Consider the following 23,003-nt stretch of genomic DNA (forward strand, 5'->3'; position numbering starts at 1 on the left):
AGCCATGCTGATCCCTTACGAGCAACTAGAAGCCGACACCCTGACCCGCCTGATCGAGGACTTCGTCACCCGCGATGGCACTGACAACGGCGACGACACGCCCCTGGAAACCCGCGTGCTGCGGGTACGCCAGGCGTTGGCCAAGGGTCAGGCGTTCATCCTCTTCGACCTGGAAAGCCAGCAGTGCCAGCTGCTGGCCAGGCATGACGTGCCCCGCGAGTTGCTCGAGTAACAGGCGCGTGCCGGCGGGGCGATGCCGGCGTTTCAGGATTGCTCCTTGCGCTTTTGCGCTTCCTGAATACGCCGGTAGACTTCGGCGCGGTGCACCGGCACGTGGCGCGGGGCGATGATGCCGAAGCGCACCATGCCGTTACGCGACTCCACCACCTTGATGCGAATGTCGTCTCCAATGAGGATGACTTCGCCCACCTCTCTTCCGATCACCAACATGCTCCGGTCCCTCGCAACAGGAAAAGACCGCAGAGTGCTCGGGGTTATTCCACAGAACAAGGCTTTGCCGCAAATTCAGAGCGGACCTACACGGGGCGGTAAACTTTCCTACAGAAATGCCCCTGTAGCTCAACGCGGCTGGGCTTTTGCCCGCATTTTATCTGCCATGTGCGCCATTTCATCGTACAGCCGCTGCGGCGCCTCGCGCTTGAGCAACCAGGCTTGGCGACCGGCCTCGTGGGGCAGGATCAGGAAGTCCCCTGCCGCGACCTGCTGGTGAATGCATTCGGCGATGTCCGCCGCGCTGATCGGTGAGCCCTCCAGCAACTTGCCGACCTGCGCCTTCATCGCCGGGTTGGGGCCGCGGAACGAGTCGAGCAGGTTGGTCTGGAAGAACGACGGGCACACCACGTGCACCGCCACATCCAGCGCCCGCAGTTCCACCAGCAAGCTTTCCGACAGCGCCAGCACGCCCGCCTTGGCCACGTTGTAGTTGCTCATGCCCGGGCCTTGCATCAAGGCCGCCATCGACGCCACGTTGATGATCCGCCCCTTGCTGCGCTCGAGCAGCGGCAGAAACGCCTTGCAGCCCTTGACCACGCCCATGAGGTTGACCGCGATCTGCCAGTCCCAGTCTTCCAGCGACAGCTCGGCGAAGAAGCCGCCGGAGGCGACACCGGCGTTGTTGACGATGACGTCGATGCCGCCGAACTTCTCTTCGCAGGCCTGGGCCAGCGCGGTCAGCTGGCTGTAGTCGCGGACATCGCAGCGCTGCACGAAGCCCTCGCCGCCCGCCTCGCGCACCTGCTGCAGGGTTTCCCGCAGCCCGCCTTCGTTGACATCGGCCAGCGCCAGGCGCCAACCTTCGCGCGCCCAGCGCAGGGCGATCTCGCGGCCGAGGCCCGAGCCTGCGCCAGTGATCATGATGCGATTTTGCATGGTGGCACGCCTTGTTCTGACTGGAGTTAGGTCGAGTCTAATCAAGGCCACGGTGCGCAGCAGGGTCTATCAAGGCAGTGAATGGGTGGGCATGAGCGGGTGCGCCACAGGCCGGCGCAGCGCGATGGAATCTTTTGCAAGCGGTACGGGTCGGAATTAACAAGCGGCCAGTGTTGCAAGGCCCTTGACCCCTAACCACGCAAGGATTTCGCCATGACCACGATTCTCATCATCATCCTGATCTTGTTGCTGATCGGTGGCTTACCGGTATTCCCTCACTCGCGCAGCTGGGGCTATGGCCCGTCCGGCATCATCGGTGCAGTGCTGGTCGTACTGCTGGTGTTGCTGTTACTCGGGATGATCTAGCGAAATCATAAAAAAACCGCGCCTAGGCGCGGTTTTTTTATGGGCGATGAATCAGTGCGAAACCGCACCCGAGGCGCCCAGGCCAGTTTGCGAGCGGACGAACTGCGGGTAGAACAAGGCACGTTCGTCGTCGGCCGCCTTGGACTTGTCGGTGACCGAGAAGAACCAGATACCCACGAATGCGATCAGCATCGAGAACAGTGCCGGGTACTCGTACGGGTAGATCGCCTTCTCATGGCCAAGGATCTGCACCCAGATGGTCGGGCCCAGGATCATCAGCCCCACCGCACTGACCAAGCCCAGCCAGCCGCCGATCATGGCGCCGCGGGTGGTCAGTTTCTTCCAGTACATCGAGAGCAGCAGCACCGGGAAGTTGCAGCTGGCGGCAATGGAGAAGGCCAGGCCGACCATGAAGGCGATGTTCTGCTTCTCGAACAGAATGCCCAGGCCGATCGCCAGCACGCCGAGGGCCACCGTGGTGATCTTGGACACGCGGATCTCGTCCTTGTCGTTGGCCTTGCCCTTGCGCCAGACGCTGGCGTACAGGTCATGGGACACCGCCGAGGCACCGGCCAGGGTCAGACCAGCCACCACCGCAAGAATGGTGGCGAACGCCACTGCCGAGATGAAGCCCAGGAACACGCTACCGCCCACCGCATCGGCCAAGTGCACCGCGGCCATGTTGTTGCCGCCGATCAGGGCACCAGCGGCGTCCTTGAAGTCAGGGTTGGTGCTGACCAGCAGGATCGCGCCGAAGCCGATGATGAAGGTCAGGATGTAGAAGTAGCCGATGAAGCCGGTGGCGTAGAGCACGCTCTTGCGTGCTTCCTTGGCATCGCTGACGGTGAAGAAGCGCATCAGGATGTGCGGCAGGCCGGCGGTACCGAACATCAGCGCCAGGCCCAGCGAGAACGCCGAGATCGGGTCCTTGACCAGACCGCCAGGGCTCATGATCGCCTCGCCCTTGGCGTGCACCTTGATGGCTTCGGAGAACAGCGTGTTGAAGTCGAAGCCCACGTGCTTCATCACCATCAGCGCCATGAAGCTGGCACCGGAGAGCAACAGCACGGCCTTGATGATCTGTACCCAGGTAGTAGCCAGCATGCCGCCGAACAGCACGTACAGGCACATGAGGATACCGACCAGGATGACCGCGACGTGGTAGTCGAGGCCAAACAGCAGCTCGATCAGCTTACCGGCGCCGACCATCTGCGCGATCAGGTAGAACGCCACCACCACCAGCGACCCGGAGGCCGACAGGGTGCGGATTTCTTTCTGCCCCAAACGATAGGAAGCGACGTCGGCGAACGTGTACTTGCCCAGGTTGCGCAGGCGCTCGGCGATCAGGAACAGGATGATCGGCCAGCCGACCAGGAAGCCGATCGAGTAGATCAGGCCATCGTAGCCGGAGGTGAATACCAGCGCGGAAATGCCCAGGAACGAGGCTGCCGACATGTAGTCACCGGCAATCGCCAGGCCGTTCTGGAAACCGGTGATCTTGCCGCCAGCGGCGTAATAGTCAGCGGCCGACTTGTTGCGCTTCGAGGCCCAATAGGTGATGCCCAGGGTGAAGGCGACGAAGGCCACGAACATGGCGATCGCGGCGACGTTCAGCGGTTGTTTCTGCACCTCGCCGGTCAGGGCATCGGCAGCCCACACGGCGGGTGCAAAGGCACCGCAGGCCAGTACGGCCAATGTTTTGCAGTGGCGAATCATTGCTGCGCCTCCTTCAGGATGGCCTTGTTCAACTCATCGAACTCGCCGTTGGCGCGGCGTACGTAGATGGCGGTCAGTACGAATGCCGAAAGAATCAGACCGACGCCCAGGGGAATGCCCCAGGTGATCGACGATTCCGGGCTGAGCTTGGCGCCCAGCACCTGAGGACCGTAGGCAATCAGAAGGATGAAAGCGCAATAGAGGCCGAGCATGATCGCCGAGAGAATCCAGGCGAAACGTTCACGTTTGCTCACCAGCTCCTTGAAGCGCGGGCTGTTTTGTATCGAGAGGTAAATGCTGTCGTTCATTGTTTTTGTCCTAGCAGCACAAGTAGGGAGAAAACCCACACCCTTACTTTATGCAGCCATGGCACGCCAACCAGACGACCTTAGTCTTAGATGCAACGGTGTTTTACCAATGCTGTAACAAACATGAAAAAATCCGCGCCGGTGCGGGCGCGGATTTTTTCCAAAACGATTGAATTGTAGTTATGTAAGGGTTACTTGCCGGTCCATTCCTTGACCCGCTCAGGGTGCTTGGCTACCCAGTCCTTGGCTGCGGCTTCGGGCTTGGCGCCCTCCTGGATGGCCAGCATCACTTCGCCGATCTCATCCTTGGACTGCCAGCTGAACTTCTTCAGGAAGTCCGCGACTTCTGGCGCCTTGGTCGCCAACTCCTTGCTGCCGATGCTGTTGACGGTTTCGGCCGCGCCATAGACGCCTTTCGGGTCTTCGAGGAACTTCAACTTCCACTTGGCGAACATCCAGTGCGGCACCCAGCCAGTCACGGCGATCGATTGCTGCTTGGCATAGGCGCGGCCCAGTTCGGCGGTCATGGCGGCGCCGGAGCTGGCCTGCAACTTGTAGCCGGTCAGGTCGTAGTCCTTGATCGCCTGCTCGGTCTTGATCATCACCCCCGAGCCTGCGTCGATACCGACGATCTTCTGTTTGAAGGTCGTGTCGGTCTTGAGGTCGGCGATGCTCGTTGCCTTGACGTACTCGGGCACGATCAGGCCGATCTTGGCGTCCTTGAAGTTGGCGCCGTAGTCGACCACGTTGTCCTTGTTCTTGCTCCAGTATTCACCGTGGGTCACCGGGAGCCAGGCCGAGAGCATGGCATCGAGCTTGCCGGTGGCAACCCCCTGCCACATGATGCCGGTGGCCACAGCCTGCAACTTCACGTCGTAGCCGAGTTTCTGCTTGATCACTTGTGCCGCCACGTTGGTGGTGGCGACGCTGTCGGCCCAACCGTCCACGTAGCCGATGCTGACTTCCTTGGCCATTGCCTGTGCAGTGCTCATGGCCAATACCAGGGCGCTGCCCACGCCCAGGATACGTCGCATTCTTGTTGTCTTCGCCATCAATGCATCCCCTCGTCAGGTGTTGGAGATTCCATCATCGTCCTGCCACCTGCGACGACCTGCTCCAGCTACGACCTGTACCCGCCCCATATGCGACAGCACTGTGCCATTAGCGGCAACGGCCCTGCGTCGTCTGCGCGATCCTTGCATGCCAAAGCTTTGGCGCCGGGCTACTATCTAGCGCTTTGCACCTGAAGATGGACCGCCCGATGCCCGTTGCCTCCCGCCTGCTGCTACCGCTGTACCTGCTCGCCTGCCTGCTGGCCCTGCTCGGGCTGGGGACGCTCTGGTACGGGCTGGGCAAGCCGGTGCTGCTGCCCGACGCGGCCAGCCCAACGCATAAGTTGCAGTGTGCGTCGTATACCCCGTTCGACAAGGACCAGTCGCCGTTCGATCAGCCTTTTCGCTTGCGCCCGGCGCGCATGGACGCCGACCTGGCCTTGCTGGCGGCACGTTTTCAGTGCATTCGCACCTATTCCATGAGCGGTCTGGAAGCGATCCCGGCACTGGCGCGCAAACATGGGCTGAAAGTCATGCTCGGGGCCTGGGTCAACGCCAATTCGCTCGACACCGACAAAGAGGTCGCAGCGCTGATCGCCGCCGCCAATGCCAACCCGGATGTGGTCAGCGCGGTCATCGTCGGCAACGAAACCCTGCTGCGCAAGGAAGTCACCGGCGAACGCCTGGCCGCACTGATCGACCGGGTCAAACGCCAGGTCAAGGTACCGGTCACCTACGCCGACGTCTGGGAATTCTGGCTGCAACACCCTCAGATCGCCCCGGCGGTGGATTTTCTGACCATCCATCTTTTGCCGTACTGGGAGGACGACCCAAGCGGCATCGACGATGCCCTGGCCCATGTCGCCGAGGTGCGCCGGGCATTCGGCACGCAGTTCGCGCCCAAGGATGTGTTCATTGGCGAAACCGGCTGGCCCAGCGAAGGCCGCCAGCGCGAGACCGCCGTCCCCAGCCGCGCCAACGAGGCGCGGTTCATCCGTGGCTTCGTCGCCATGGCCGAGGCCAACGGCTGGCACTACAACTTGATCGAAGCCTTCGACCAGCCCTGGAAACGCGCCAGCGAAGGCGCCGTGGGCGGTTACTGGGGGCTGTACGACGCCGAGCGCAGGGATAAAGGCGCGCTCGAGGGGCCGGTGAGCAACCTCGCCTACTGGCCACAGTGGTTGCTCGCAAGCGCGCTGCTGATGGTGGTTGCCGTGCTGCTCGCCGGGCGCCCGGCGACTCCGCTGGCAGCGCTGGGGCTGCCGTTGCTGGCGGCCTTCGGTGCCGGTTGCCTGGGCCTGTGGGGCGAGTTGATGCGCACCCACGCACGCTTCGTTGGGGAATGGCTGTGGGCTGCGCTATTGATAGGGCTGAACGCCCTGGTGCTGCTGCACGGCGTACTGGCGCTGGCGCAGCGCAGCGGGTGGCGCGAGCGGCTGTACGCCGCGTTGCAGGCACGTGCGGGCTGGCTGGTGCTGGCTGCTGGATTCGCCGCGGCGGTGAGCATGTTGGCGATGGTCTTCGACCCGCGCTACCGCAGTTTCCCCACCGCGGCGTTGGCATTGCCAGCCCTGCTGTATGTGCTCAGGCCGGTCGCGACCCGGCGCGCCGAAGCTGCGCTGCTGGCGTTCATGATTGGCGCTGGCGTCCTGCCTCAGTTGTACCAGGAAGGCCTGGCGAACCAGCAAGCGTGGGCATGGGCGCTGGTCAGCGTGGTGATGACTGCCGCGCTGTGGCGTAGCTTGCGCCGCACACCCAAGCCTTGATTTCTTCTGACAGCGCGCGCAGCCCTCAGGCAGCAGGCTGCCTGACCAGCCGCAGACCCGCCAGCACTACCGCGAACACCGCGATGCTGGCGGTGTACAGCACCAATGCCGGCACGCCGAACAGCAGCGCCAGCGCGGCCAGCCACCAGCCACCGCGCCCTCTGACGAACTGGGCCAGCACGGCAAGCCCAAGCCCGGCCCATGCCATGATCTGGAAATGAATGCTCAAGCCCAACCAGGCTCTTACCTGGCATTGCCAATGCTCGCCCGGCGCGCCGCACAACCCGACCCACCGGGCGTCTTCCATCAGGCCATAACGCAAGCCATAACTGGCCGCGAGCCAGAGCGCCACTCCCATCAAAAGCCAAGCGGCCGGCAGCGTTCGAGACATGCCCTTCTCCAATAGCGGTAATCGAAAGCATCCATGATCGCCCAAGCCCCGTTGTAAGGCAAAATGCCAACCCTGCAGCTATGTTGCAGATAACAGGCACACAAAAGGCCATCACGGCTGGCAACTTTGCCGAGGCCGGCGTGGTCCTAGCCTGCATACTGCTCGACCTTGATCCTTCTGGGGGACTACATGCTTCGATCTTGGCGCCTCGCCGCCCTTCTTGGTGGCCTGCTCATGGCTGCGGCCGCGTCGGCGCGGGATATCGACGCCGCCAGCTACGGCTACCCCTTGACCAACCCGTTCGAGGCGACCATCGCCACCACGCCGCCGGAACAGCGCCCGACGCTGCCCAGCGACGATGAAATCGACCAATCCGATTACAGCCTTACCCTGCGCCCGGAGCGCGAGTTCACCTTGCCCGACAACTTCTGGGCGGTGAAGAAACTCAAGTATCGCCTGGCTCGCCAGGACCACGCCGCGCCGCTGATCTTTATCATCGCCGGGACTGGGGCACCGTATTCCAGCACCATCAACGAATACCTCAAGAAGCTGTTCTACCAAGCCGGTTACCACGTCGTACAACTGTCTTCACCGACCAGCTACGACTTCATGAGCGCTGCCTCGCGCTTCGCCACCCCCGGGATCAGCAAGGAAGACGCCGAGGACATGTACCGGGTGATGCAGGCCGTACGCGCCCAGCATCCGCGCCTACCGGTCAGCGAGTATTACCTGACCGGCTACAGCCTAGGCGCCCTGGACGCCGCCTTCGTCAGCCACCTGGACGAAACCCGCCGCAGCTTCAACTTCAAGCGGGTGCTGCTGCTCAACCCGCCGGTCAACCTGTTCACCTCGATCAACAACCTCGACAAGCTGGTGCAAACCCAGGTCAAGGGCATCGATCGCAGCACCACCTTCTATGAACTGATGCTGGAAAAGCTGACGCGCTATTTCCAGGACAAGGGCTTCGTCGACCTCAACGACGCGCTGCTGTATGACTTCCAGCGCTCGCGCCAGCACCTGTCCAACGAACAGATGGCCATGCTCATCGGCACCTCGTTCCGCTTCTCGGCCGCCGACATCGCCTTTACCTCGGACCTGATCAACCGCCGTGGGCTGATCATCCCGCCGAAGTTTCCGATCACCGAGGGCAGCAGCCTGACACCGTTCTTCAAGCGTGCGCTGCAATGCGACTTCGACTGCTACATGACCGAGCAGGTGATCCCGATGTGGCGCGCCCGCACCGACGGCAACAGCATCCTGCAACTGATCAACCAGGTCAGCCTGTACGCCCTGGAAGACTACCTGCACAAAAGCGACAAGATCGCCGTGATGCACAACGCCGATGACGTGATCCTCGGCCCTGGCGATATCGGTTTCCTGCGCAAGGTGTTCGGCGAGCGCCTGACCCTCTACCCCCATGGCGGCCATTGCGGCAACCTCAACTACCGCGTCAACAGCGACGCCATGCTGGAGTTCTTCCGTGGCTAACAAACTGCTCCTCGCCGCTGCCCTGCTCGTTGCCGGCAATGCCCTGGCGGCGGAAACCGCGCCGCGCGCCAGCGTGGTCGAAGGCGACCCGCAAATCACCGACCAGGCGCCCCTGGCGCCGGAAAGCGATGGCTTCCTCGACCCACTGCGTGCACTGAAATTCAACCCCGGCCTGGATCAACGCGAATTCGAACGCTCCACCCTCGAAGCGCTCAACGTGTATGACCCGCTGGAATCGATGAACCGGCGCATCTACCACTTCAACTACCGTCTCGACCAATGGGTGCTGCTGCCCCTGGTCAACGGCTACCAGTACGTGACGCCGAGCTTCGTGCGCGCCGGAGTGAGCAATTTCTTCAACAACCTGGGCGACGTGCCGAACCTGTTCAACAGCGTGTTGCAGCTCAAGGCCAAGCGTTCGGCCGAGATCACTGCGCGGCTGATGTTCAACACCATCATCGGGGTGGGCGGCTTGTGGGATCCGGCGACCAAGATGGGCATCCCGCGCCAGAGCGAAGATTTTGGCCAGACCCTGGGCTTCTATGGCGTGCCCGATGGGCCGTACCTGATGCTGCCGTTGTTTGGCCCGTCCAACCTGCGCGACACCACAGGCCTGGTGGTCGACTACGCCGGCGAGCAGGCAGCCAACTACCTGAACGTGGCCGACGCCAGCAAACGCTACCCGGAAATCTTCGCCCTGCGCGTGGTCGACAAGCGCTACACCACCAACTTCCGCTATGGCCAACTCAACTCGCCGTTCGAGTACGAGAAAGTGCGCTACGTCTACACTCAGTCGCGCAAGCTACAGATCGCCGAGTGAGCCGCTGCGGCGCCCGGGCGGGCGCCGCAGCCATCAGCGCGGGCGTTTCTCGTAGAGCCGGGGCGCCCCTTGCGGGCGCGACTTGAAGCGTCGGTGCGCCCACAAGTATTGCTCGGGGCATTCGCGCAGCACCTGCTCGACCCACTGGTTGATGCGCAGGCAATCGGCTTCTTCGCTTTCCCCCGGAAAATCCGCCAGCGGCGGATGCACCACCAGACGATAACCACTGCCGTCTTCCAGGCGCTTCTGGGTGAACGGAATCACCTGGGCCTTGCCCAGGCGGGCGAACTTGGTGGTTGCCGTGACTGTCGCCGCAGGAATCCCAAACAGCGGCACGAAGATGCTTTGCTTGGCGCCGTAGTCCTGATCCGGCGCGTACCAGATCGCCCGCCCCGCACGCAGCAGCTTGAGCATGCCGCGCACATCGTCGCGCTCGACGGCCAGCGAGTCGAGGTTGTGCCGCTCGCGGCCGCTGCGCTGGATGAAGTCGAACAGCGGGTTGCCGTGCTCGCGGTACATGCCGTCGATGGTATGCGCCTGGCCCAGCAGCGCGGCGCCGATTTCCAGGGTAGTGAAGTGCACGGCCATGAGGATCGCCCCCTGCCCGGCCTGTTGCGCCGCCTGCAGGTGCTCGATGCCCTCGATGTGCGCCAGGCGCGCCAGGCGCGCCTTGGGCCACCACCAGCTCATGGCCATTTCGAAGAAGGCGATGCCGGTGGAGGCGAAATTGGCCTTGAGCAGGCGCCGCCGTTCGTCGTCGGACAGCTCGGGAAAACACAGCTCGAGGTTGCGCGCGGCGATACGCCGACGTTCACCGGCGACGCGGTACATCAGCGCGCCCAACGCACTGCCGAGCCACAGCAGGGCGCGGTAAGGCAACTGCACCACCAGCCACAGCAGGCCCAGGCCCAACCACAGGCCCCAGAAGCGCGGATGGAGGAAATAGGGTTGAAAACGCGGGCGTTCCATTGAAGCTTCCGGCAAGACAAGGGCCGAGCATTCTACATCGGATCGGCACCGGTTGCGGCCAACCGGTCTTATCGTTATAAGTCAGGGCACTTTTTTCGCAACAAGCCGTCTATGCAGACCATGAGCCCAAACCACACACCCGACACCGCCTCCGTGTTCCAGCTCAAGGGCAGCATGCTCGCCATCACTGTGCTGGAACTGGGGCGTAACGACCTGCAAGCCCTCGATCGCCAGCTGGCGGCGAAAGTGGCCCAGGCCCCGAACTTCTTCAGCAATACGCCGCTGGTGCTGGCGCTGGACAAGCTGCCTGCCGACGAGGGTGCCGTCGACCTGCCGGGGCTGATGCGTATCTGCCGTCATCATGGCCTGCGAACCTTGGCGATCCGTGCCAACCGCATCGAGGACATCGCCGCGGCGATCGCCATCGACCTGCCGGTGCTGCCGCCCTCCGGTGCGCGCGAACGGCCGCTGGAGCCAGAGCCCGAAGCGAAAAAACCGGAACCGGCGCCGGCCCCGGCCGTGGCCGCTGAGCCGGACGTGCGCCCCACGCGCATCATCACCTCGCCGGTGCGCGGCGGTCAGCAGATCTACGCCCAGGGCGGCGATCTGATCGTCACGGCTTCGGTAAGCCCGGGTGCGGAACTTCTGGCCGATGGCAACATCCATGTGTACGGCGCCATGCGCGGCCGGGCCCTGGCCGGCATAAAAGGCAATACCAAGGCCCGTATCTTCTGTCAGCAGATGACCGCTGAAATGGTCTCGATCGCGGGCCAGTACAAGGTTTGCGAAGACCTGCGCCGCGACCCGCTGTGGGGCGCCGGCGTGCAAGTCAGCCTGTCCGGTGACGTGTTGAACATCACCCGTCTTTAACGGATACTTGCCGTCATTTTTAGAGCAACTTTTTTATCTGTTGCCGTTTATTTGCTTATTGCAGGGACTTGTGTCCCAACTTATTTAGGGGTGAAACACCTTGGCCAAGATTCTCGTCGTCACTTCCGGCAAAGGGGGTGTGGGCAAGACCACCACCAGCGCCGCCATCGGCACCGGCCTCGCACTGCGCGGCCACAAGACTGTCATCGTCGACTTCGACGTGGGCTTACGTAACCTCGACCTGATCATGGGTTGCGAGCGTCGCGTGGTGTACGACTTCGTCAACGTGGTCAATGGTGAAGCCAACCTGCAGCAGGCGCTGATCAAGGACAAGCGCCTGGAGAACCTGTTCGTGCTGGCCGCCAGCCAGACCCGCGACAAGGACGCGCTGACCCAGGAAGGCGTGGAAAAAGTGCTGATGGAGCTCAAGGAGCAGTTCGACTACGTGATCTGCGACTCCCCGGCCGGTATCGAGAAAGGCGCGCACCTGGCGATGTACTTTGCCGACGAAGCCATTGTCGTGACCAACCCTGAAGTGTCTTCGGTACGTGACTCGGACCGCATGCTGGGCATCCTGTCGAGCAAGTCGCGTCGCTCCGAGAACGGCGAGGAGCCGATCAAGGAACACCTGCTGATCACCCGCTACCACCCAGAGCGCGTCGAAAAAGGCGAAATGCTCAGCATCGCCGACGTCGAAGAGATCCTCGCGATCAAGCTCAAGGGCGTGATTCCCGAGTCGCAAGCCGTACTCAAGGCTTCCAACCAGGGCATCCCGGTGATCCTCGACGACCAGAGCGATGCAGGCCAGGCCTACAGCGATACGGTCGACCGCCTCCTGGGCAAAGAGAAACCCCTGCGTTTCATCGAAGTGCCGAAGCAAGGATTCTTCGCGCGCCTGTTTGGAGGCAAATAAACCATGAACCTTTTTGACTTCTTTCGTGGCAGACAGAAACAGTCCAGCGCATCGGTCGCGAAAGAGCGTCTACAGATCATCGTGGCGCACGAGCGCGGCCAGCGCAGCGAACCGGACTACTTGCCGGCGCTGCAGAAAGAACTGCTGGAAGTGATCCGCAAGTATGTGAACATCGGCAACGACGACGTACACATCGAGCTGGAGAACCAGGGCAGCTGCTCGATCCTGGAGCTGAACATCACCTTGCCTGATCGCTGATCCGGCAAAAAAACCGGGGCTGCTTTGCAGCCCGTCGCGACACAAGGCCGCTCCTACAGGGGATACGCATTCCCCTGCAGAAGCGGCCTTGTGTCGCGATGGGCCGCAAAGTGGCCCCAATGGTTTTCCCGATATAACCGAGACCTTGCAATGCCGCTGTCGAACATCCAGATCCTTCACGAAGACGCCGCCATTTTGGTGATCAACAAGCCGACGCTGCTGTTGTCCGTGCCGGGTCGTGCCGAGGACAACAAGGACTGCCTGATCACCCGCCTGCAGGACAATGGCTATCCCGACGCGCTGATCGTGCACCGCCTGGACTGGGAAACCTCGGGCATCATCCTGCTCGCCCGCGATGCCGCCAGCCACCGCGAGCTGTCGCGCCAGTTCCACGACCGCGAAACCGAAAAGGCCTACACGGCGCTGTGTTGGGGCCAGCCGGCGCTGGACAGCGGCAGCATCGATCTGCCGCTGCGCTACGACCCGCCGACCAAGCCTCGGCACGTGGTCGACCACGAGCAGGGCAAGCATGCCCTGACCTACTGGCGCGTGGTCGAGCGCTGTGGCGACCACTGCCGTGTCGAGCTGACGCCGATCACCGGCCGTTCGCACCAGTTGCGCGTGCACATGCTGTCGATCGGTCATCCGCTGCTCGGCGATCGTCTGTACGCCAACCCTGAAGCCTTGGCAGCCCATGAGCGCCTGTGCCTGCATGCCTCGATGCTGAGCTTCACCCACCCGGTCAGCGGCGAACGCCTGAAGTTCGACTGCCCCGCACCCTTTTGAGCTGCAGGCTGCAAGCTGCAAGGAAGAGCAAGGGCGGACCGCGTCGCAGCTTGTTTTTGCTTGCAGCTTGCAGCTAGAGGCTTGAAGCTTGAAGCTTGCCGTTCGCCCTGGAGTAGATATGCGCGAAACCCTGAACACTGGCCTGATCGAATTTCTCAAGGGCTCACCGACGCCTTTCCACGCCACCGCCAGCCTCGCCCAGCGCTTGGAAGCGGCCGGCTTCCAGCGCCTGGACGAGCGTGACAGCTGGGCCACGGTACCCGGCGGGCGCTACTACGTGACCCGCAACGACTCGTCGATCATCGCCATCAAGCTCGGCAAGCAGTCGCCGCTGCAAAACGGCATTCGCATGGTCGGCGCGCACACCGACAGCCCGTGCCTGCGGGTCAAGCCACAGCCTGAGTTGCAGCGCCAGGGCTTTCTGCAACTCGGGGTCGAGGTGTACGGCGGTGCGCTACTGGCGCCATGGTTCGACCGCGACCTGTCGCTGGCCGGGCGAGTGACCTTCCGCCGCGACGGCAAGGTCGAGAGCCAACTGATCGACTTCAAGCTGCCGATCGCCATCGTGCCGAACCTGGCGATTCACCTGAACCGCACGGCCAACGAAGGCTGGCACATCAACCCGCAGACCGAGCTGCCGCCGATCCTGGCCCAGGTCGCAGGCGATGAACGCATCGATTTTCGCGCCGTGCTCACCGAGCAACTGGCCCGCGAGCACGGCCTGAACGCCGATGTGGTGCTGGACTACGAACTGAGCTTCTACGACACACAGGACGCTGCACTGATTGGCCTTAACGGCGACTTCATCGCCGGGGCGCGCCTGGACAACCTGCTGTCGTGCTATGCCGGCTTGCAGGCGTTGCTCGCCGCTGACAGCGACGAGACCTGCGTGCTGGTGTGCAACGACCACGAGGAAGTCGGCAGCTGCTCGGCATGCGGCGCCGATGGCCCGATGCTCGAGCAGACCTTGCAGCGCCTGCTGCCCGATGGCGACGCCTATGTACGCACCATTCAACGCTCGCTGATGGTCTCGGCGGACAACGCACATGGCATGCACCCCAACTATGCCGACAAGCACGATGGCAACCATGGGCCCAAGCTCAACGCCGGCCCGGTGATCAAGGTCAACAACAACCAGCGCTACGCCACCAACAGCGAAACCGCCGGCTTCTTCCGCCACCTGTGCATGGCCGAGGAAGTGCCGGTGCAGAGCTTCGTGGTACGCAGCGACATGGGGTGCGGTTCGACCATCGGCCCGATCACGGCCAGCCATCTAGGTGTGCGCACGGTCGACATTGGCCTGCCGACCTTTGCCATGCACTCGATACGCGAACTGTGTGGCAGCCATGACCTGGCGCATCTGGTCAAAGTGCTGACCGCCTTCTACCGCAGCCGCGAATTGCCTTGACCCTCGGCGGGGCCCGTCTCGACAGCCGAGGTGGGTTCCGCAGCTGGCGGCTGCAGCAGATGCTCGGTGTTGAGCTTGCCGTCCTCAGGCCAATCGATCAGTTGCCATAGTGACAACGCTTCCGGCAGGCGTCCGTGTTCTTTTTCTGCCTGAAACAGCTCGGCGGCCACCGACTCTCGCTCGCCGTCTGGGTAGTTGAGCCGCTCCACCGGGGTGATATTGTCGAGAAACTCCAGGTAGCCTTTATACAGTGGCCTCAAGTCATGGGTGCTGTTGGCGTAGTCGATGAGGCGGGTGAAGTAAATAGTATCTTTTTGCCACTTGGCTCTTTGTGCCGCACTACGCTCCTCCATTGAATAATGCTCTTCATCAAGTTCGATCGCCGCTAATTCATCACGGCTCATCTCCCAGAACGGATTCTTGTCGGATCTGGTTTCTGTGCCGGTGAGCTTCTGTAAAGAAACTAGGTAATCCAGTGTCTTGCTGAATCGCTGGACTTCTGCGGCACCGTAATGTTCGGGTGGGCTGATAAGACGGAAGCGCGCCTCGCCAAGCGCTAGGTACTCTTGCCGGAGCTGGGATGCCAAGCTATCCTTCCCATAGATACGCGCATGTTGAGCCAGTAAATCGCTTCTCGTCTTGGCTTTTTCCAGGCCCTGCGAGGAAAGCGTGACTGATTGATCACGGCTCTGCTCCTGTTCAGGCAAGCCAGTGGGTAGCGAAGGCGAGGCCGGTGAGCGGAGGTGGAACGTCGACCCCGTAGGCATTATTTTCATCATTCGACCCTCTTATAATAAAGCGGACATCAATGATGCCCGCTGGCAATCACTGCACCGTGAACCGTACCGTGTAGTCGTACGGTAGATTTGTGGATATTTTCTCGAGTTTTACTGTGCAGATGGCGCGGGCCGAGCCCGTCGAAGTTGCCTCTTTCTTCCAGTTGGGGACGTAGTACGGTGGTGGCGCTGTGTGGGAGACGACGAATCGACATTTTTTAGCCCCCGCGCTGTAGCTGAATCGCATGCCTGAGGCGCTGTCGGTGAAGCTAGTTACAACAAAGGTGCCTATCTTGTTTCCTGGCACCTCGCTAAATACCGGCTTAGCGGCACCCGACAATTGCTCGTAAGTAAACTTAGCCGGATCTGTAGTTTTATTATCAATCAATACAGTAGCCGTATTATTGGCAGCGACGGCTCCAGCACTGGATAGCGCCCCTATTAACACTAGCCCTGCACCGCCGAATTTTGAATTTAAAGTCACAATGACCTCCAAAGGAAAAACCACACAATTTGTGGTATTTCCTGTATCGGCCCGTCCCCAAATTTCTATGTAGGAAAGTGGTCTGATTAGTGCGTAGGAAAGATCCACTACATTTCTCCTGCACTGAACATTTCGTGATGCATGTCACGCCCGACCGCCCTCCGCCAGCTATGCTTGAGGTACAGCCACGCCACGCAGAAGGACCCCTGCCATGTCCCCCTTCCTCACGTTGTTCGTGCCGGTATTTCTGTTCCTGATGCTGCTGACCATCGGCTTCGGCCTGCGCGAGCGTAATGTCGGGGTGCTGATGATGTGGATCGGCACGCTGGGCATCTTTGGCCTGACCTGCTGGACGATCCTGGAGAAACTGCCGACGTAAACCTCTACACTCGGTCCATCGTTTGACCTGAGGTAGATTTTCCGGTGCCAGCCTTCCTGCGTTGCCTTGCCCTGCTGCTGTTTCTGTTCATCACCCCGGCCCATGCTGCGGGCCTGCCCGGCCTGCTGGGCTCAAGCGCCCCTGCCCAGCCCGAAGCCACCGAGCCGCTGGGCAAATCACTGGACGAGGTGATCAAGAGCCTGGAGAACGACCAGCAGCGCGCTAAGCTGCTGGCCGACCTGAAGAAGCTGCGCGATGCCACGCAGCAATCGCAGCCTTCGGTCGAGCAGGGGGTGCTCGGCCTGATCGGCGGCGCGCTGCACGATTTTGAAAAACAGTTCAGCGGCGACTCGAGCCCGTTCTACCGCTGGTCCCAGGAAATCGAACAAGCCCATGCCGAGCTGGCTGAACTGATCGTGCCAGTGCACCAGTGGCCGGCCATCCTGTTTGGCTTTGCCGCGGTGATCGCGGTATGGAGCCTGCTGGCCTACGCCTTCAACTGGGTCGGCCATCGCGTGCGGGTGCGTTTTGGCCTGACCGCCGAGCTGCCGCAACACCCGCGCACCTGGGACCTGGTGCGCTTTGCCCTGCGTAAGCTCGGGCCCTGGTTGGTGGCGTTGATCTTCACCGTGTACTTGAGCTTTGCCTTGCCGCCGTCACTGGGCAAGTCGCTGGCCATGGTGCTGGCCTATGCGCTGGTAGTCGGCACCTGCTTCTCGGCGATCTGCGTGATCGCCTTTTCCCTGCTGGACGGGCCGCACCGGCACCGCGCCCTGCACATCCTGCGCCACCAGGCCTTTCGCCCGCTGTGGCTGATCGGCAGTTTCGCCGCGTTTGGCGAGGCCATGAGCGATCCGCGCATGCTGGTCGCGCTCGGCACGCACCTGGCGCACGCCCTGGCGACCTTGGCCAATGTGGTAGCCGCGCTGTCCTCGGGCTTGTTCATCCTGCGCTTTCGCCGGCCAATCGCACATTTGATTCGCAACCAGCCGCTGTCGCGGCGGTTGAATCGGCGCACGCTCAGCGACACCATCGAGATCCTCGGCAGCTTCTGGTTCGTGCCGGCGCTGATCCTGGTCGCCATCTCGCTGTTTGCCACCTTCATTTCCGCCGGTGACACCAGCACGGCCCTGCGTCAATCGTTGATGTGCACGGTGCTGGTGGTGGTGTGCATGGTGCTCAATGGCCTGGTGCGCCGGCAGGCGGCCAATCCGAAACGCGCCAGCAAGCGCCAGGCAGTGTATGCCGAGCGCTTGCGCAACTTCGGTTACCTGCTGGTGCACCTGTTCATCTGGCTGGTGTTCATCGAACTGGGGCTGCGCGTGTGGGGCTTGTCGATGATCCGCTTCGCCGACGGCGACGGCCACGAGGTGAGCCTGCGCGTGCTGGGCCTGGCTGGCACGCTGATCGTTGCCTGGCTGGTGTGGATCCTGGCCGACACCGCCGTGCACCACGCCCTGGTGCGCTCGCGTCGCGGCCTGGCCAACGCCCGCGCGCAGACCATGATGCCGCTGATCCGCAACGTGATGTTCGTGGTGATCTTCATCATCGCGGTGATCGTCGCCCTGGCCAACATGGGCATGAACGTCACGCCGCTGCTGGCCGGTGCCGGTGTGATCGGTCTGGCCATCGGTTTTGGTGCCCAGTCGCTGGTGGCAGACCTGATCACCGGCTTGTTCATCATCATCGAGGATTCGCTGGCGATCGACGACTATGTCGATGTCGGCGGCCACCTCGGCACGGTCGAAGGTCTGACCATTCGTACCGTGCGCCTGCGCGACATCGACGGCATCGTGCACACCATTCCGTTCAGCGAAATCAAGAGCATCAAGAACTACTCGCGCGAATTCGGCTACGCCATTTTCCGCGTCGCCATCCCGCACAACATGGGCATCGACCAAGCGATCACGCTGATTCGCGAAGTGGGCCAGAAACTGCGCAACGACCCGCTGATGCGGCGCAACATCTGGTCGCCCCTGGAGCTGCAAGGCGTGGAGAGCTTCGAGTCGGGTTCAGCGATCCTGCGGGCGCGCCTGAAGACCGCGCCTATCAAGCAGTGGGAAGTGTCGCGCGCATTCAACCTGGCGTTGAAGCGCCAGCTCGACGAGGCCGGCCTGGACCTGGCGACACCACGCCTGTCGGTCCAGGTGGTCACCGCGGGAGGCGGCCAGATGACCGAAACCGGCGCTGCGGATTGACCGCAGTCAGCCTGCGTGGGCGCGAATGCAGATCGCGTCGTGACGCCAGTACTCCAGGTCGCAGTCGATCAGCCGGCCATACTGGTCACTGTTGACCCGGGTGATCTGCAGCCCTGGGCTGCCTGTCGAGACTTTCAGCGCCGCCGCTGCCTCCAGGGGTAGCGCGGTCGGCAGGACCTCGAAACACACCTGCCCGTAACCGATGCCATACACCCGCGCGTAGACCTCGGTAAGCGATTGCCCCAGGTTCTGATCGAGAATGCCCGGGAACTGCCGGGGGTTCAGGTAGTGCTCGGCATACAACACGGCGCGCCCGTCAATGCGCCGCAGCCGACAGATACGCACCACGCTCGACAAGGCCGGCAGCTGCAGGCGCGCGCAGATGGCCGCCGAGGCCGGTTGCAGACGCGCCGACAGCAACTCGGTGCTGGCCACCCGGCCTTGGGCACGCACCATCGCGTGGAAGTGGCTGCGCTCGATCAGGTCATAACTCAGGCGCTGCGAGGCGACGAACCAGCCACGCCGCTCCTCGCGGTAAATCAGGCCTTGCGCCTCCAGCTGCAGCAACGCTTCACGCAGGGTGATGCGTGTGGTGGCGAACACTTCGCTGAGCTGGCGCTCGGCCGGCAGCTTGCCTCCCGGCGCCAGCAGGCCGTGCTCGATCTGTTCCTGCAAGGCATGGCAGATGGCTGTTACCGCGCGCGGAGGCGTCGATTGCATCGAAAAGTTACCTATCTGGACTAGTCCAGCCCCATGTCAGGGCCTGTGGAGCGTGGTGCAAGCCTAGGCACAGCAGATGAACATGGCATGACAGGCCCGCCGCGGCGAGCGCGCGGCAAGGCCGTGCGCCCGCCCAGCCGGGCCCGTGGCTGGTCTACGCTGTAGCAGCAAGGCCGGTGCGGACCTGGTGCTACATCAAACTGTCATGCCAGGCGCCTACCTTGGCCCAAGCTTTGCTGACCTAGACCAACTCAGCAGAACCACCGCGTTTGTCGTAACAACGATCACGTTAGGCACCCACCCAAGGAGCTTCGGATGAAAAAGTTGTTCATGGCGTCACTGCTCGGCTCGGCCATTACCCTGTGCACCTCGGCGCTGGCCGCCGGTCCCGACCTCAAGGCGCTGGAAGACGCCGCGCGCAAGGAGGGCAGCGTCAACAGCGTGGGCATGCCCGACGCCTGGGCGAACTGGAAAGGCACTTGGGACGACCTGGCCAGCAAGTACGGCCTCAAGCACAGCGATACCGACATGAGCTCGGCCCAGGAAATCGCCAAGTTCGAAGCCGAGAAGGACAACGCCAGTGCCGACATCGGCGATGTTGGCGCCGCCTTCGGCCCGATTGCCGTGGCCAAGGGTGTCAGCCAAGCCTACAAACCCAGCACCTGGGATCAGATTCCCGACTGGGCCAAGGACAAGGATGGGCATTGGGCGCTGGCCTATACCGGCACCATCGCGTTCATCATCAACAAGGATCTGGTCAAGGAAGACCAACGTCCGAAAACCTGGCACGACCTGGAGCGCGGCAGCTACAAGGTCGCCATCGGTGACGTGGGGACTGCAGCGCAGGCTGCCAATGGCGTGCTGGCTGCGGCCATCGCCTACCGGGGCGACGAAGGCAACGTCGCCCCTGGCCTGCAGCTGTTCACCAAGCTGGCCCAGCAAAAGCGTCTGTCGCTGGCCAACCCGACCATCCAGACCTTGGAGAAAGGTGAGGTCGAGGTGGGTGTGGTCTGGGACTTCAACGGCCTGAGCTACCGTGACCAGATCGATCCCAAGCGCTTCGAGGTGCTGATTCCCTCGGACGGCTCGGTGATTTCGGGTTACACCACCATCATCAACAAGTACGCCAAGCACCCCAACGCGGCCAAGCTGACCCGCGAGTACATCTTCAGCGACGCCGGCCAGATCAACCTGGCCAAGGGCCACGCCCGGCCGATCCGCGCCGAGCACCTGAAGCTGCCAGAAGACGTGCAGGCCAAGCTGCTGCCTAACGAGCAGTACGGCGCTGCGCAGCCGATCAAGAATGCCGAAGTCTGGGAAACCACCTCGAAGAAACTGCCGCAGATGTGGCAGGAACAGGTGATCATCGAAATGGAGTAGCGCCTGAGGAGCGAGCTGCAAGCTGCACGCTGCAAATAAAAGCAGAAGCAAAAGCTAAACCGCTTTGCTTGGAGCTTGCAGCTTGCAGTCTGCGGCTCGCTGCTTGCCCGCTGCCCTTCCCCCCCACACGGAGAGAACATGTCGCACAACGTCATCCTGGTGCTGCTCGATGGCCTCAACTACCAGGTCGCCCACCACGCCATGGGCCATCTGCATGCCTATGTCGAAGCCGATCGGGCCGCGCTGTATCGGGTCGAATGCGAGCTGCCGTCGCTGTCGCGCCCGCTCTACGAATGCATCCTCACCGGGGTGCCGCCAATCGACAGCGGGATCGTGCATAACAACATCAACCGCCTGTCCAACCAGCGCAGCGTGTTTCACTATGCCCGCGAGGCCAACCTGGGCACGGCGGCGGCGGCGTATCACTGGATGAGCGAGCTGTACAACCGCTCCCCTTTCAACGCCCAGCGCGACCGGCATACCCATGCACCCAAGCTGCCCATCCAGCACGGGCTGTTCTACTGGGACGATCGCTACCCCGACTCGCACCTGCTGGCCGATGGCGAATACCTGCGCCGACGCCATGCGCCGAACTTTCTCCTGGTGCACCCCATGAGCATCGACGACAGCGGGCACCGTCACGGGTTGGACAGCAGCCAGTATCGCAACGCGGCGCGCAGTGTCGACATCCTCCTGGCCGACTACCTGCCAGGCTGGCTGGAAGAAGGCTACCAGGTGCTGGTGACCGCCGACCACGGCATGAACAACGATCGCTCGCACAATGGCCTGCTGGCCGAGGAACGCGAGGTGCCGCTGTTCGTCTTCGGTGAGGCCTTCAGCCTCGATCCGGCGGCCAAACCGTTGCAGACCGAACTGTGCGGCACGATCTGCGAGCTGCTCGGCGCCGCCCACGACAAGAGCGTATGCCGGGAGCTGCTCAAGTGAGTACGGGTAGCCGTAGGCGTTACCTGGCCCTGCTTTGCCTGCTGCCGTTCGCGGTGTTCTTCATCATCTTCCAGATCGCCCCGCTGGCCTGGGTGGCGGTCAACAGCCTGCAGTCGGAAGCGGGCTGGGGCGTGGCCAACTTCAGTCGTGTGTTCGCCTCCAAATTCTATCTGCAGGCATTGCAGCGCAGCCTGGAGATCAGTTTCTGGTCGAGCCTGTTCGGCATCGTCATCGCAACGCTGGGTGCCTATTCCCTGCGCCAGGTCGACTCCAGGCTGCGCGACTTCGTCAGTGCATTCGCCAACATGACCAGCAATTTTGCCGGTGTGCCACTGGCGTTCGCCTTCATCATCCTGCTCGGTTTCAACGGTGCGCTCACCCTGCTGCTCAAGCAGATCGGCCTGCTCGAGGACTTCAGCATCTATTCCAAGAGCGGCCTGATCCTGGTGTACACCTACTTCCAGATTCCCTTGGGCGTTTTGCTGCTCTACCCGGCCTTCGATGCGCTGCGCGAGGACTGGCGCGAGTCGGCGGCGCTGCTGGGGGCCAATCACTGGCAGTACTGGCGGTACATCGGCCTGCCGGTGCTGACCCCGGCCCTGCTCGGCACCTTCGTCATCCTGCTGGCCAACGCCCTGGGCGCCTACGCCACCGTATACGCACTGACCACCGGCAACTTCAACGTGCTGCCGATCCGCATCGCCGGGCTGGTGGCCGGCGACATCAGCCTCGATCCGAACCTGGCCAGCGCCCTGGCCATGGTGCTGGTGGGCCTGATGACGCTGGTCACCGTGGTCCATCAGTGGTTGCTGAAAAGGAGCTACCATGCGCGCTGAAAGAACCGCTGGCGGGCTCTATCACCGGTTGGTGGTGTACCTGCTATTTCTGATCCTGCTGCTGCCGCTGGCAGGCACCCTGCTCTATTCGCTGGCCACCAGCTGGTCGGCCAGCCTGCTGCCCAGCGGACTGACCTTCAAGTGGTACATCGCGCTGTGGAGCGAGCCGCGTTTCCTGGCGGCGTTCGGCCAATCGCTGCTGGTGTGCGTGGGCGCGCTGCTGCTGTCGGTGGTGCTGATCCTGCCGCTGTTGTTCGTTGTGCACTACCACTTCCCGCGCCTGGACGCGTTGATGAACATCCTGATCCTGCTGCCGTTCGCCGTGCCGCCGGTGGTGTCCTCGGTCGGCCTGCTGCAGCTCTATGGCAGCGGCCCGATGGCCATGGTCGGCACCCCGTGGATCCTGATCGGCTGCTACTTCACCATCGCCCTGCCGTTCATGTACCGCGCGATCACCAACAACTTGCAGGCGATCAATCTGCGCGACCTGATGGACGCCGCCCAACTGCTCGGCGCCAGCACTTGGCAGGCGGCCGTGCTGGTGGTGCTGCCGAACCTGCGCAAGGGCCTGATGGTGGCGTTACTGCTGTCGTTCTCGTTCCTGTTCGGTGAGTTCGTGTTCGCCAACCTGCTGGTGGGCACGCGCTACGAAACCCTGCAGGTGTACCTGAACAACATGCGCAACAGCAGCGGCCACTTCAACAGCGCGCTGGTGATCTCGTATTTCGCCTTCGTGCTGGTGCTGACCTGGGTCGCCAACCGCCTGAACAAGGACAAACCCTGAG

Annotated in this window: 26 protein-coding genes; 16 read left to right on the plus strand and 10 right to left on the minus strand. The window is 62.5% G+C overall.

Annotated features, from left to right (window positions below; genetic code table 11):
• Positions 1-4 precede the first annotated feature (4 nt).
• On the plus strand, positions 5-232 hold the full coding sequence (locus ACLEJW_RS17970; protein WP_145192242.1) for a YheU family protein: 228 nt from the start codon (positions 5-7) through the stop codon (positions 230-232).
• Positions 233-264: 32 nt separating this feature from the next.
• Here the strand turns inward: ACLEJW_RS17970 and csrA are convergent, their stop codons facing one another.
• Positions 265-450 (minus strand): carbon storage regulator CsrA, encoded by a 186-nt coding sequence (gene csrA / locus ACLEJW_RS17975; RefSeq protein ID WP_145192245.1) that lies wholly within the window; start codon positions 448-450, stop codon positions 265-267.
• Positions 451-579: 129 nt separating this feature from the next.
• Positions 580-1,389 (minus strand): SDR family oxidoreductase, encoded by an 810-nt coding sequence (locus tag ACLEJW_RS17980; protein WP_145192248.1) that lies wholly within the window; start codon positions 1,387-1,389, stop codon positions 580-582.
• Between the two features lie 213 nt (positions 1,390-1,602).
• Here ACLEJW_RS17980 and ACLEJW_RS17985 point away from each other — a divergent pair, with 213 nt between their 5' ends.
• Positions 1,603-1,755: a DUF3309 family protein gene (locus ACLEJW_RS17985; RefSeq protein WP_103438227.1), complete on the plus strand. Its 153-nt coding sequence runs from the start codon at positions 1,603-1,605 to the stop codon at positions 1,753-1,755.
• 51 nt (positions 1,756-1,806) lie between these two features.
• Here the strand turns inward: ACLEJW_RS17985 and ACLEJW_RS17990 are convergent, their stop codons facing one another.
• From ACLEJW_RS17990 to ACLEJW_RS18000, 3 genes are all read right to left on the minus strand, one after another.
• Positions 1,807-3,471 (minus strand): cation acetate symporter, encoded by a 1,665-nt coding sequence (locus ACLEJW_RS17990; RefSeq protein ID WP_145192251.1) that lies wholly within the window; start codon positions 3,469-3,471, stop codon positions 1,807-1,809.
• Positions 3,468-3,779, minus strand: a complete 312-nt coding sequence (locus tag ACLEJW_RS17995) for a DUF485 domain-containing protein (RefSeq protein WP_145192254.1) — start codon at positions 3,777-3,779, stop codon at positions 3,468-3,470. The genes ACLEJW_RS17990 and ACLEJW_RS17995 overlap by 4 nt, the downstream gene beginning before the upstream one ends.
• 191 nt (positions 3,780-3,970) lie before the next feature.
• Complete coding sequence (locus ACLEJW_RS18000; protein ID WP_440777984.1) at positions 3,971-4,831, minus strand: glycine betaine ABC transporter substrate-binding protein; 861 nt, start codon at positions 4,829-4,831, stop codon at positions 3,971-3,973.
• Between the two features lie 197 nt (positions 4,832-5,028).
• Between ACLEJW_RS18000 and ACLEJW_RS18005 the strand changes: the two genes are divergently transcribed.
• A complete protein-coding gene (locus tag ACLEJW_RS18005; RefSeq protein WP_440777985.1) occupies positions 5,029-6,597 on the plus strand; it encodes a glycoside hydrolase family 17 protein in 1,569 nt (522 codons plus the stop codon).
• A gap of 25 nt (positions 6,598-6,622) precedes the next feature.
• Here ACLEJW_RS18005 and ACLEJW_RS18010 read toward each other — a convergent pair whose 3' ends face one another.
• Positions 6,623-6,988, minus strand: coding sequence for a hypothetical protein (locus tag ACLEJW_RS18010; RefSeq protein ID WP_145192263.1), 366 nt, complete (start codon positions 6,986-6,988; stop codon positions 6,623-6,625).
• 189 nt (positions 6,989-7,177) lie between these two features.
• Here ACLEJW_RS18010 and ACLEJW_RS18015 point away from each other — a divergent pair, with 189 nt between their 5' ends.
• Both ACLEJW_RS18015 and ACLEJW_RS18020 read left to right on the plus strand, forming a co-directional pair.
• A complete protein-coding gene (locus tag ACLEJW_RS18015) occupies positions 7,178-8,476 on the plus strand; it encodes a serine/threonine protein kinase (protein ID WP_145192265.1) in 1,299 nt (432 codons plus the stop codon).
• Positions 8,469-9,296: an MlaA family lipoprotein gene (locus tag ACLEJW_RS18020; protein WP_313300986.1), complete on the plus strand. Its 828-nt coding sequence runs from the start codon at positions 8,469-8,471 to the stop codon at positions 9,294-9,296. Before ACLEJW_RS18015 ends, ACLEJW_RS18020 begins: the two co-directional genes overlap by 8 nt.
• Before the next feature lie 33 nt (positions 9,297-9,329).
• Here the strand turns inward: ACLEJW_RS18020 and ACLEJW_RS18025 are convergent, their stop codons facing one another.
• A complete protein-coding gene (locus tag ACLEJW_RS18025; protein ID WP_145192272.1) occupies positions 9,330-10,265 on the minus strand; it encodes a lipid A biosynthesis lauroyl acyltransferase in 936 nt (311 codons plus the stop codon).
• A gap of 111 nt (positions 10,266-10,376) precedes the next feature.
• Between ACLEJW_RS18025 and minC the strand changes: the two genes are divergently transcribed.
• From minC to ACLEJW_RS18050, 5 genes are all read left to right on the plus strand, one after another.
• Complete coding sequence (gene minC, locus ACLEJW_RS18030; protein ID WP_145192275.1) at positions 10,377-11,135, plus strand: septum site-determining protein MinC; 759 nt, start codon at positions 10,377-10,379, stop codon at positions 11,133-11,135.
• 100 nt (positions 11,136-11,235) lie between these two features.
• A complete protein-coding gene (gene minD / locus ACLEJW_RS18035) occupies positions 11,236-12,048 on the plus strand; it encodes a septum site-determining protein MinD (protein ID WP_054893840.1) in 813 nt (270 codons plus the stop codon).
• A gap of 3 nt (positions 12,049-12,051) precedes the next feature.
• A complete protein-coding gene (gene minE / locus ACLEJW_RS18040) occupies positions 12,052-12,306 on the plus strand; it encodes a cell division topological specificity factor MinE (protein WP_021782476.1) in 255 nt (84 codons plus the stop codon).
• Between the two features lie 150 nt (positions 12,307-12,456).
• Positions 12,457-13,092: an RluA family pseudouridine synthase gene (locus ACLEJW_RS18045; protein ID WP_145192278.1), complete on the plus strand. Its 636-nt coding sequence runs from the start codon at positions 12,457-12,459 to the stop codon at positions 13,090-13,092.
• Positions 13,093-13,210: 118 nt separating this feature from the next.
• Positions 13,211-14,500, plus strand: a complete 1,290-nt coding sequence (locus tag ACLEJW_RS18050; RefSeq protein WP_440777986.1) for a M18 family aminopeptidase — start codon at positions 13,211-13,213, stop codon at positions 14,498-14,500.
• Here ACLEJW_RS18050 and ACLEJW_RS18055 read toward each other — a convergent pair.
• The gene (locus ACLEJW_RS18055) at positions 14,476-15,279 is read right to left on the minus strand and encodes a hypothetical protein (protein WP_440777987.1); all 804 of its coding nucleotides are present in this window, start codon (positions 15,277-15,279) and stop codon (positions 14,476-14,478) included. The two genes, ACLEJW_RS18050 and ACLEJW_RS18055, sit on opposite strands and share 25 nt — an antisense overlap.
• A 46-nt stretch (positions 15,280-15,325) precedes the next feature.
• Complete coding sequence (locus tag ACLEJW_RS18060) at positions 15,326-15,868, minus strand: hypothetical protein (protein WP_440777988.1); 543 nt, start codon at positions 15,866-15,868, stop codon at positions 15,326-15,328.
• Between the two features lie 103 nt (positions 15,869-15,971).
• Here ACLEJW_RS18060 and ACLEJW_RS18065 point away from each other — a divergent pair, with 103 nt between their 5' ends.
• Both ACLEJW_RS18065 and ACLEJW_RS18070 read left to right on the plus strand, forming a co-directional pair.
• Positions 15,972-16,139 carry a hypothetical protein gene (locus ACLEJW_RS18065; RefSeq protein WP_178108374.1) on the plus strand — a complete coding sequence of 56 codons (168 nt, stop codon included), beginning with the start codon at positions 15,972-15,974 and terminating at the stop codon, positions 16,137-16,139.
• A gap of 44 nt (positions 16,140-16,183) precedes the next feature.
• Complete coding sequence (locus ACLEJW_RS18070; RefSeq protein WP_145192290.1) at positions 16,184-18,337, plus strand: mechanosensitive ion channel family protein; 2,154 nt, start codon at positions 16,184-16,186, stop codon at positions 18,335-18,337.
• Positions 18,338-18,343: 6 nt separating this feature from the next.
• On the opposite strand, the gene ACLEJW_RS18075 is transcribed toward ACLEJW_RS18070, so the two are convergent.
• Entirely contained in the window at positions 18,344-19,057 is a 714-nt protein-coding gene (locus ACLEJW_RS18075) for a UTRA domain-containing protein (protein WP_440777989.1), read from the minus strand.
• 315 nt (positions 19,058-19,372) lie between these two features.
• On the opposite strand from ACLEJW_RS18075, the gene ACLEJW_RS18080 reads away from it, so the two are divergent.
• The 4 genes from ACLEJW_RS18080 (at position 19,373) to ACLEJW_RS18095 (ending at position 23,002) form a co-directional block, all read left to right on the plus strand.
• Positions 19,373-20,437, plus strand: coding sequence for an ABC transporter substrate-binding protein (locus ACLEJW_RS18080; RefSeq protein ID WP_145192296.1), 1,065 nt, complete (start codon positions 19,373-19,375; stop codon positions 20,435-20,437).
• Positions 20,438-20,575: 138 nt separating this feature from the next.
• Positions 20,576-21,382, plus strand: a complete 807-nt coding sequence (locus tag ACLEJW_RS18085) for an alkaline phosphatase family protein (protein ID WP_145192299.1) — start codon at positions 20,576-20,578, stop codon at positions 21,380-21,382.
• Positions 21,379-22,218 (plus strand): ABC transporter permease, encoded by an 840-nt coding sequence (locus tag ACLEJW_RS18090; protein ID WP_440777990.1) that lies wholly within the window; start codon positions 21,379-21,381, stop codon positions 22,216-22,218. Before ACLEJW_RS18085 ends, ACLEJW_RS18090 begins: the two co-directional genes overlap by 4 nt.
• Complete coding sequence (locus tag ACLEJW_RS18095) at positions 22,208-23,002, plus strand: ABC transporter permease (RefSeq protein WP_145192305.1); 795 nt, start codon at positions 22,208-22,210, stop codon at positions 23,000-23,002. The genes ACLEJW_RS18090 and ACLEJW_RS18095 overlap by 11 nt, the downstream gene beginning before the upstream one ends.
• Position 23,003: the final 1 nt, after the last annotated feature.

This window comes from Pseudomonas sp. SMSB3, from assembly GCF_052041965.1.
Taxonomy (GTDB): Bacteria; Pseudomonadota; Gammaproteobacteria; order Pseudomonadales; family Pseudomonadaceae; genus Aquipseudomonas.

What these genes read in the sequence shown, in the direction of transcription:
- ACLEJW_RS17980 (WP_145192248.1), bottom strand. Translation starts at nt 1,389, where the DNA reads ATGCAAAATCGCATCATGATCACTGGCGCAGGCTCGGGCCTCGGCCGC.
- ACLEJW_RS17990 (WP_145192251.1), bottom strand. Translation starts at nt 3,471, where the DNA reads ATGATTCGCCACTGCAAAACATTGGCCGTACTGGCCTGCGGTGCCTTT.
- ACLEJW_RS18055 (WP_440777987.1), bottom strand. Translation starts at nt 15,279, where the DNA reads ATGATGAAAATAATGCCTACGGGGTCGACGTTCCACCTCCGCTCACCG.
- ACLEJW_RS17985 (WP_103438227.1), top strand. Translation starts at nt 1,603, where the DNA reads ATGACCACGATTCTCATCATCATCCTGATCTTGTTGCTGATCGGTGGC.
- ACLEJW_RS18010 (WP_145192263.1), bottom strand. Translation starts at nt 6,988, where the DNA reads ATGTCTCGAACGCTGCCGGCCGCTTGGCTTTTGATGGGAGTGGCGCTC.
- ACLEJW_RS18095 (WP_145192305.1), top strand. Translation starts at nt 22,208, where the DNA reads ATGCGCGCTGAAAGAACCGCTGGCGGGCTCTATCACCGGTTGGTGGTG.
- ACLEJW_RS18045 (WP_145192278.1), top strand. Translation starts at nt 12,457, where the DNA reads ATGCCGCTGTCGAACATCCAGATCCTTCACGAAGACGCCGCCATTTTG.
- ACLEJW_RS17970 (WP_145192242.1), top strand. Translation starts at nt 5, where the DNA reads ATGCTGATCCCTTACGAGCAACTAGAAGCCGACACCCTGACCCGCCTG.
- minC (WP_145192275.1), top strand. Translation starts at nt 10,377, where the DNA reads ATGCAGACCATGAGCCCAAACCACACACCCGACACCGCCTCCGTGTTC.
- ACLEJW_RS18050 (WP_440777986.1), top strand. Translation starts at nt 13,211, where the DNA reads ATGCGCGAAACCCTGAACACTGGCCTGATCGAATTTCTCAAGGGCTCA.
- minE (WP_021782476.1), top strand. Translation starts at nt 12,052, where the DNA reads ATGAACCTTTTTGACTTCTTTCGTGGCAGACAGAAACAGTCCAGCGCA.
- ACLEJW_RS18075 (WP_440777989.1), bottom strand. Translation starts at nt 19,057, where the DNA reads ATGCAATCGACGCCTCCGCGCGCGGTAACAGCCATCTGCCATGCCTTG.
- ACLEJW_RS18015 (WP_145192265.1), top strand. Translation starts at nt 7,178, where the DNA reads ATGCTTCGATCTTGGCGCCTCGCCGCCCTTCTTGGTGGCCTGCTCATG.
- ACLEJW_RS18025 (WP_145192272.1), bottom strand. Translation starts at nt 10,265, where the DNA reads ATGGAACGCCCGCGTTTTCAACCCTATTTCCTCCATCCGCGCTTCTGG.
- ACLEJW_RS18065 (WP_178108374.1), top strand. Translation starts at nt 15,972, where the DNA reads ATGTCCCCCTTCCTCACGTTGTTCGTGCCGGTATTTCTGTTCCTGATG.
- ACLEJW_RS17995 (WP_145192254.1), bottom strand. Translation starts at nt 3,779, where the DNA reads ATGAACGACAGCATTTACCTCTCGATACAAAACAGCCCGCGCTTCAAG.
- csrA (WP_145192245.1), bottom strand. Translation starts at nt 450, where the DNA reads ATGTTGGTGATCGGAAGAGAGGTGGGCGAAGTCATCCTCATTGGAGAC.
- ACLEJW_RS18005 (WP_440777985.1), top strand. Translation starts at nt 5,029, where the DNA reads ATGGACCGCCCGATGCCCGTTGCCTCCCGCCTGCTGCTACCGCTGTAC.
- ACLEJW_RS18080 (WP_145192296.1), top strand. Translation starts at nt 19,373, where the DNA reads ATGAAAAAGTTGTTCATGGCGTCACTGCTCGGCTCGGCCATTACCCTG.
- ACLEJW_RS18085 (WP_145192299.1), top strand. Translation starts at nt 20,576, where the DNA reads ATGTCGCACAACGTCATCCTGGTGCTGCTCGATGGCCTCAACTACCAG.
- ACLEJW_RS18000 (WP_440777984.1), bottom strand. Translation starts at nt 4,831, where the DNA reads ATGGCGAAGACAACAAGAATGCGACGTATCCTGGGCGTGGGCAGCGCC.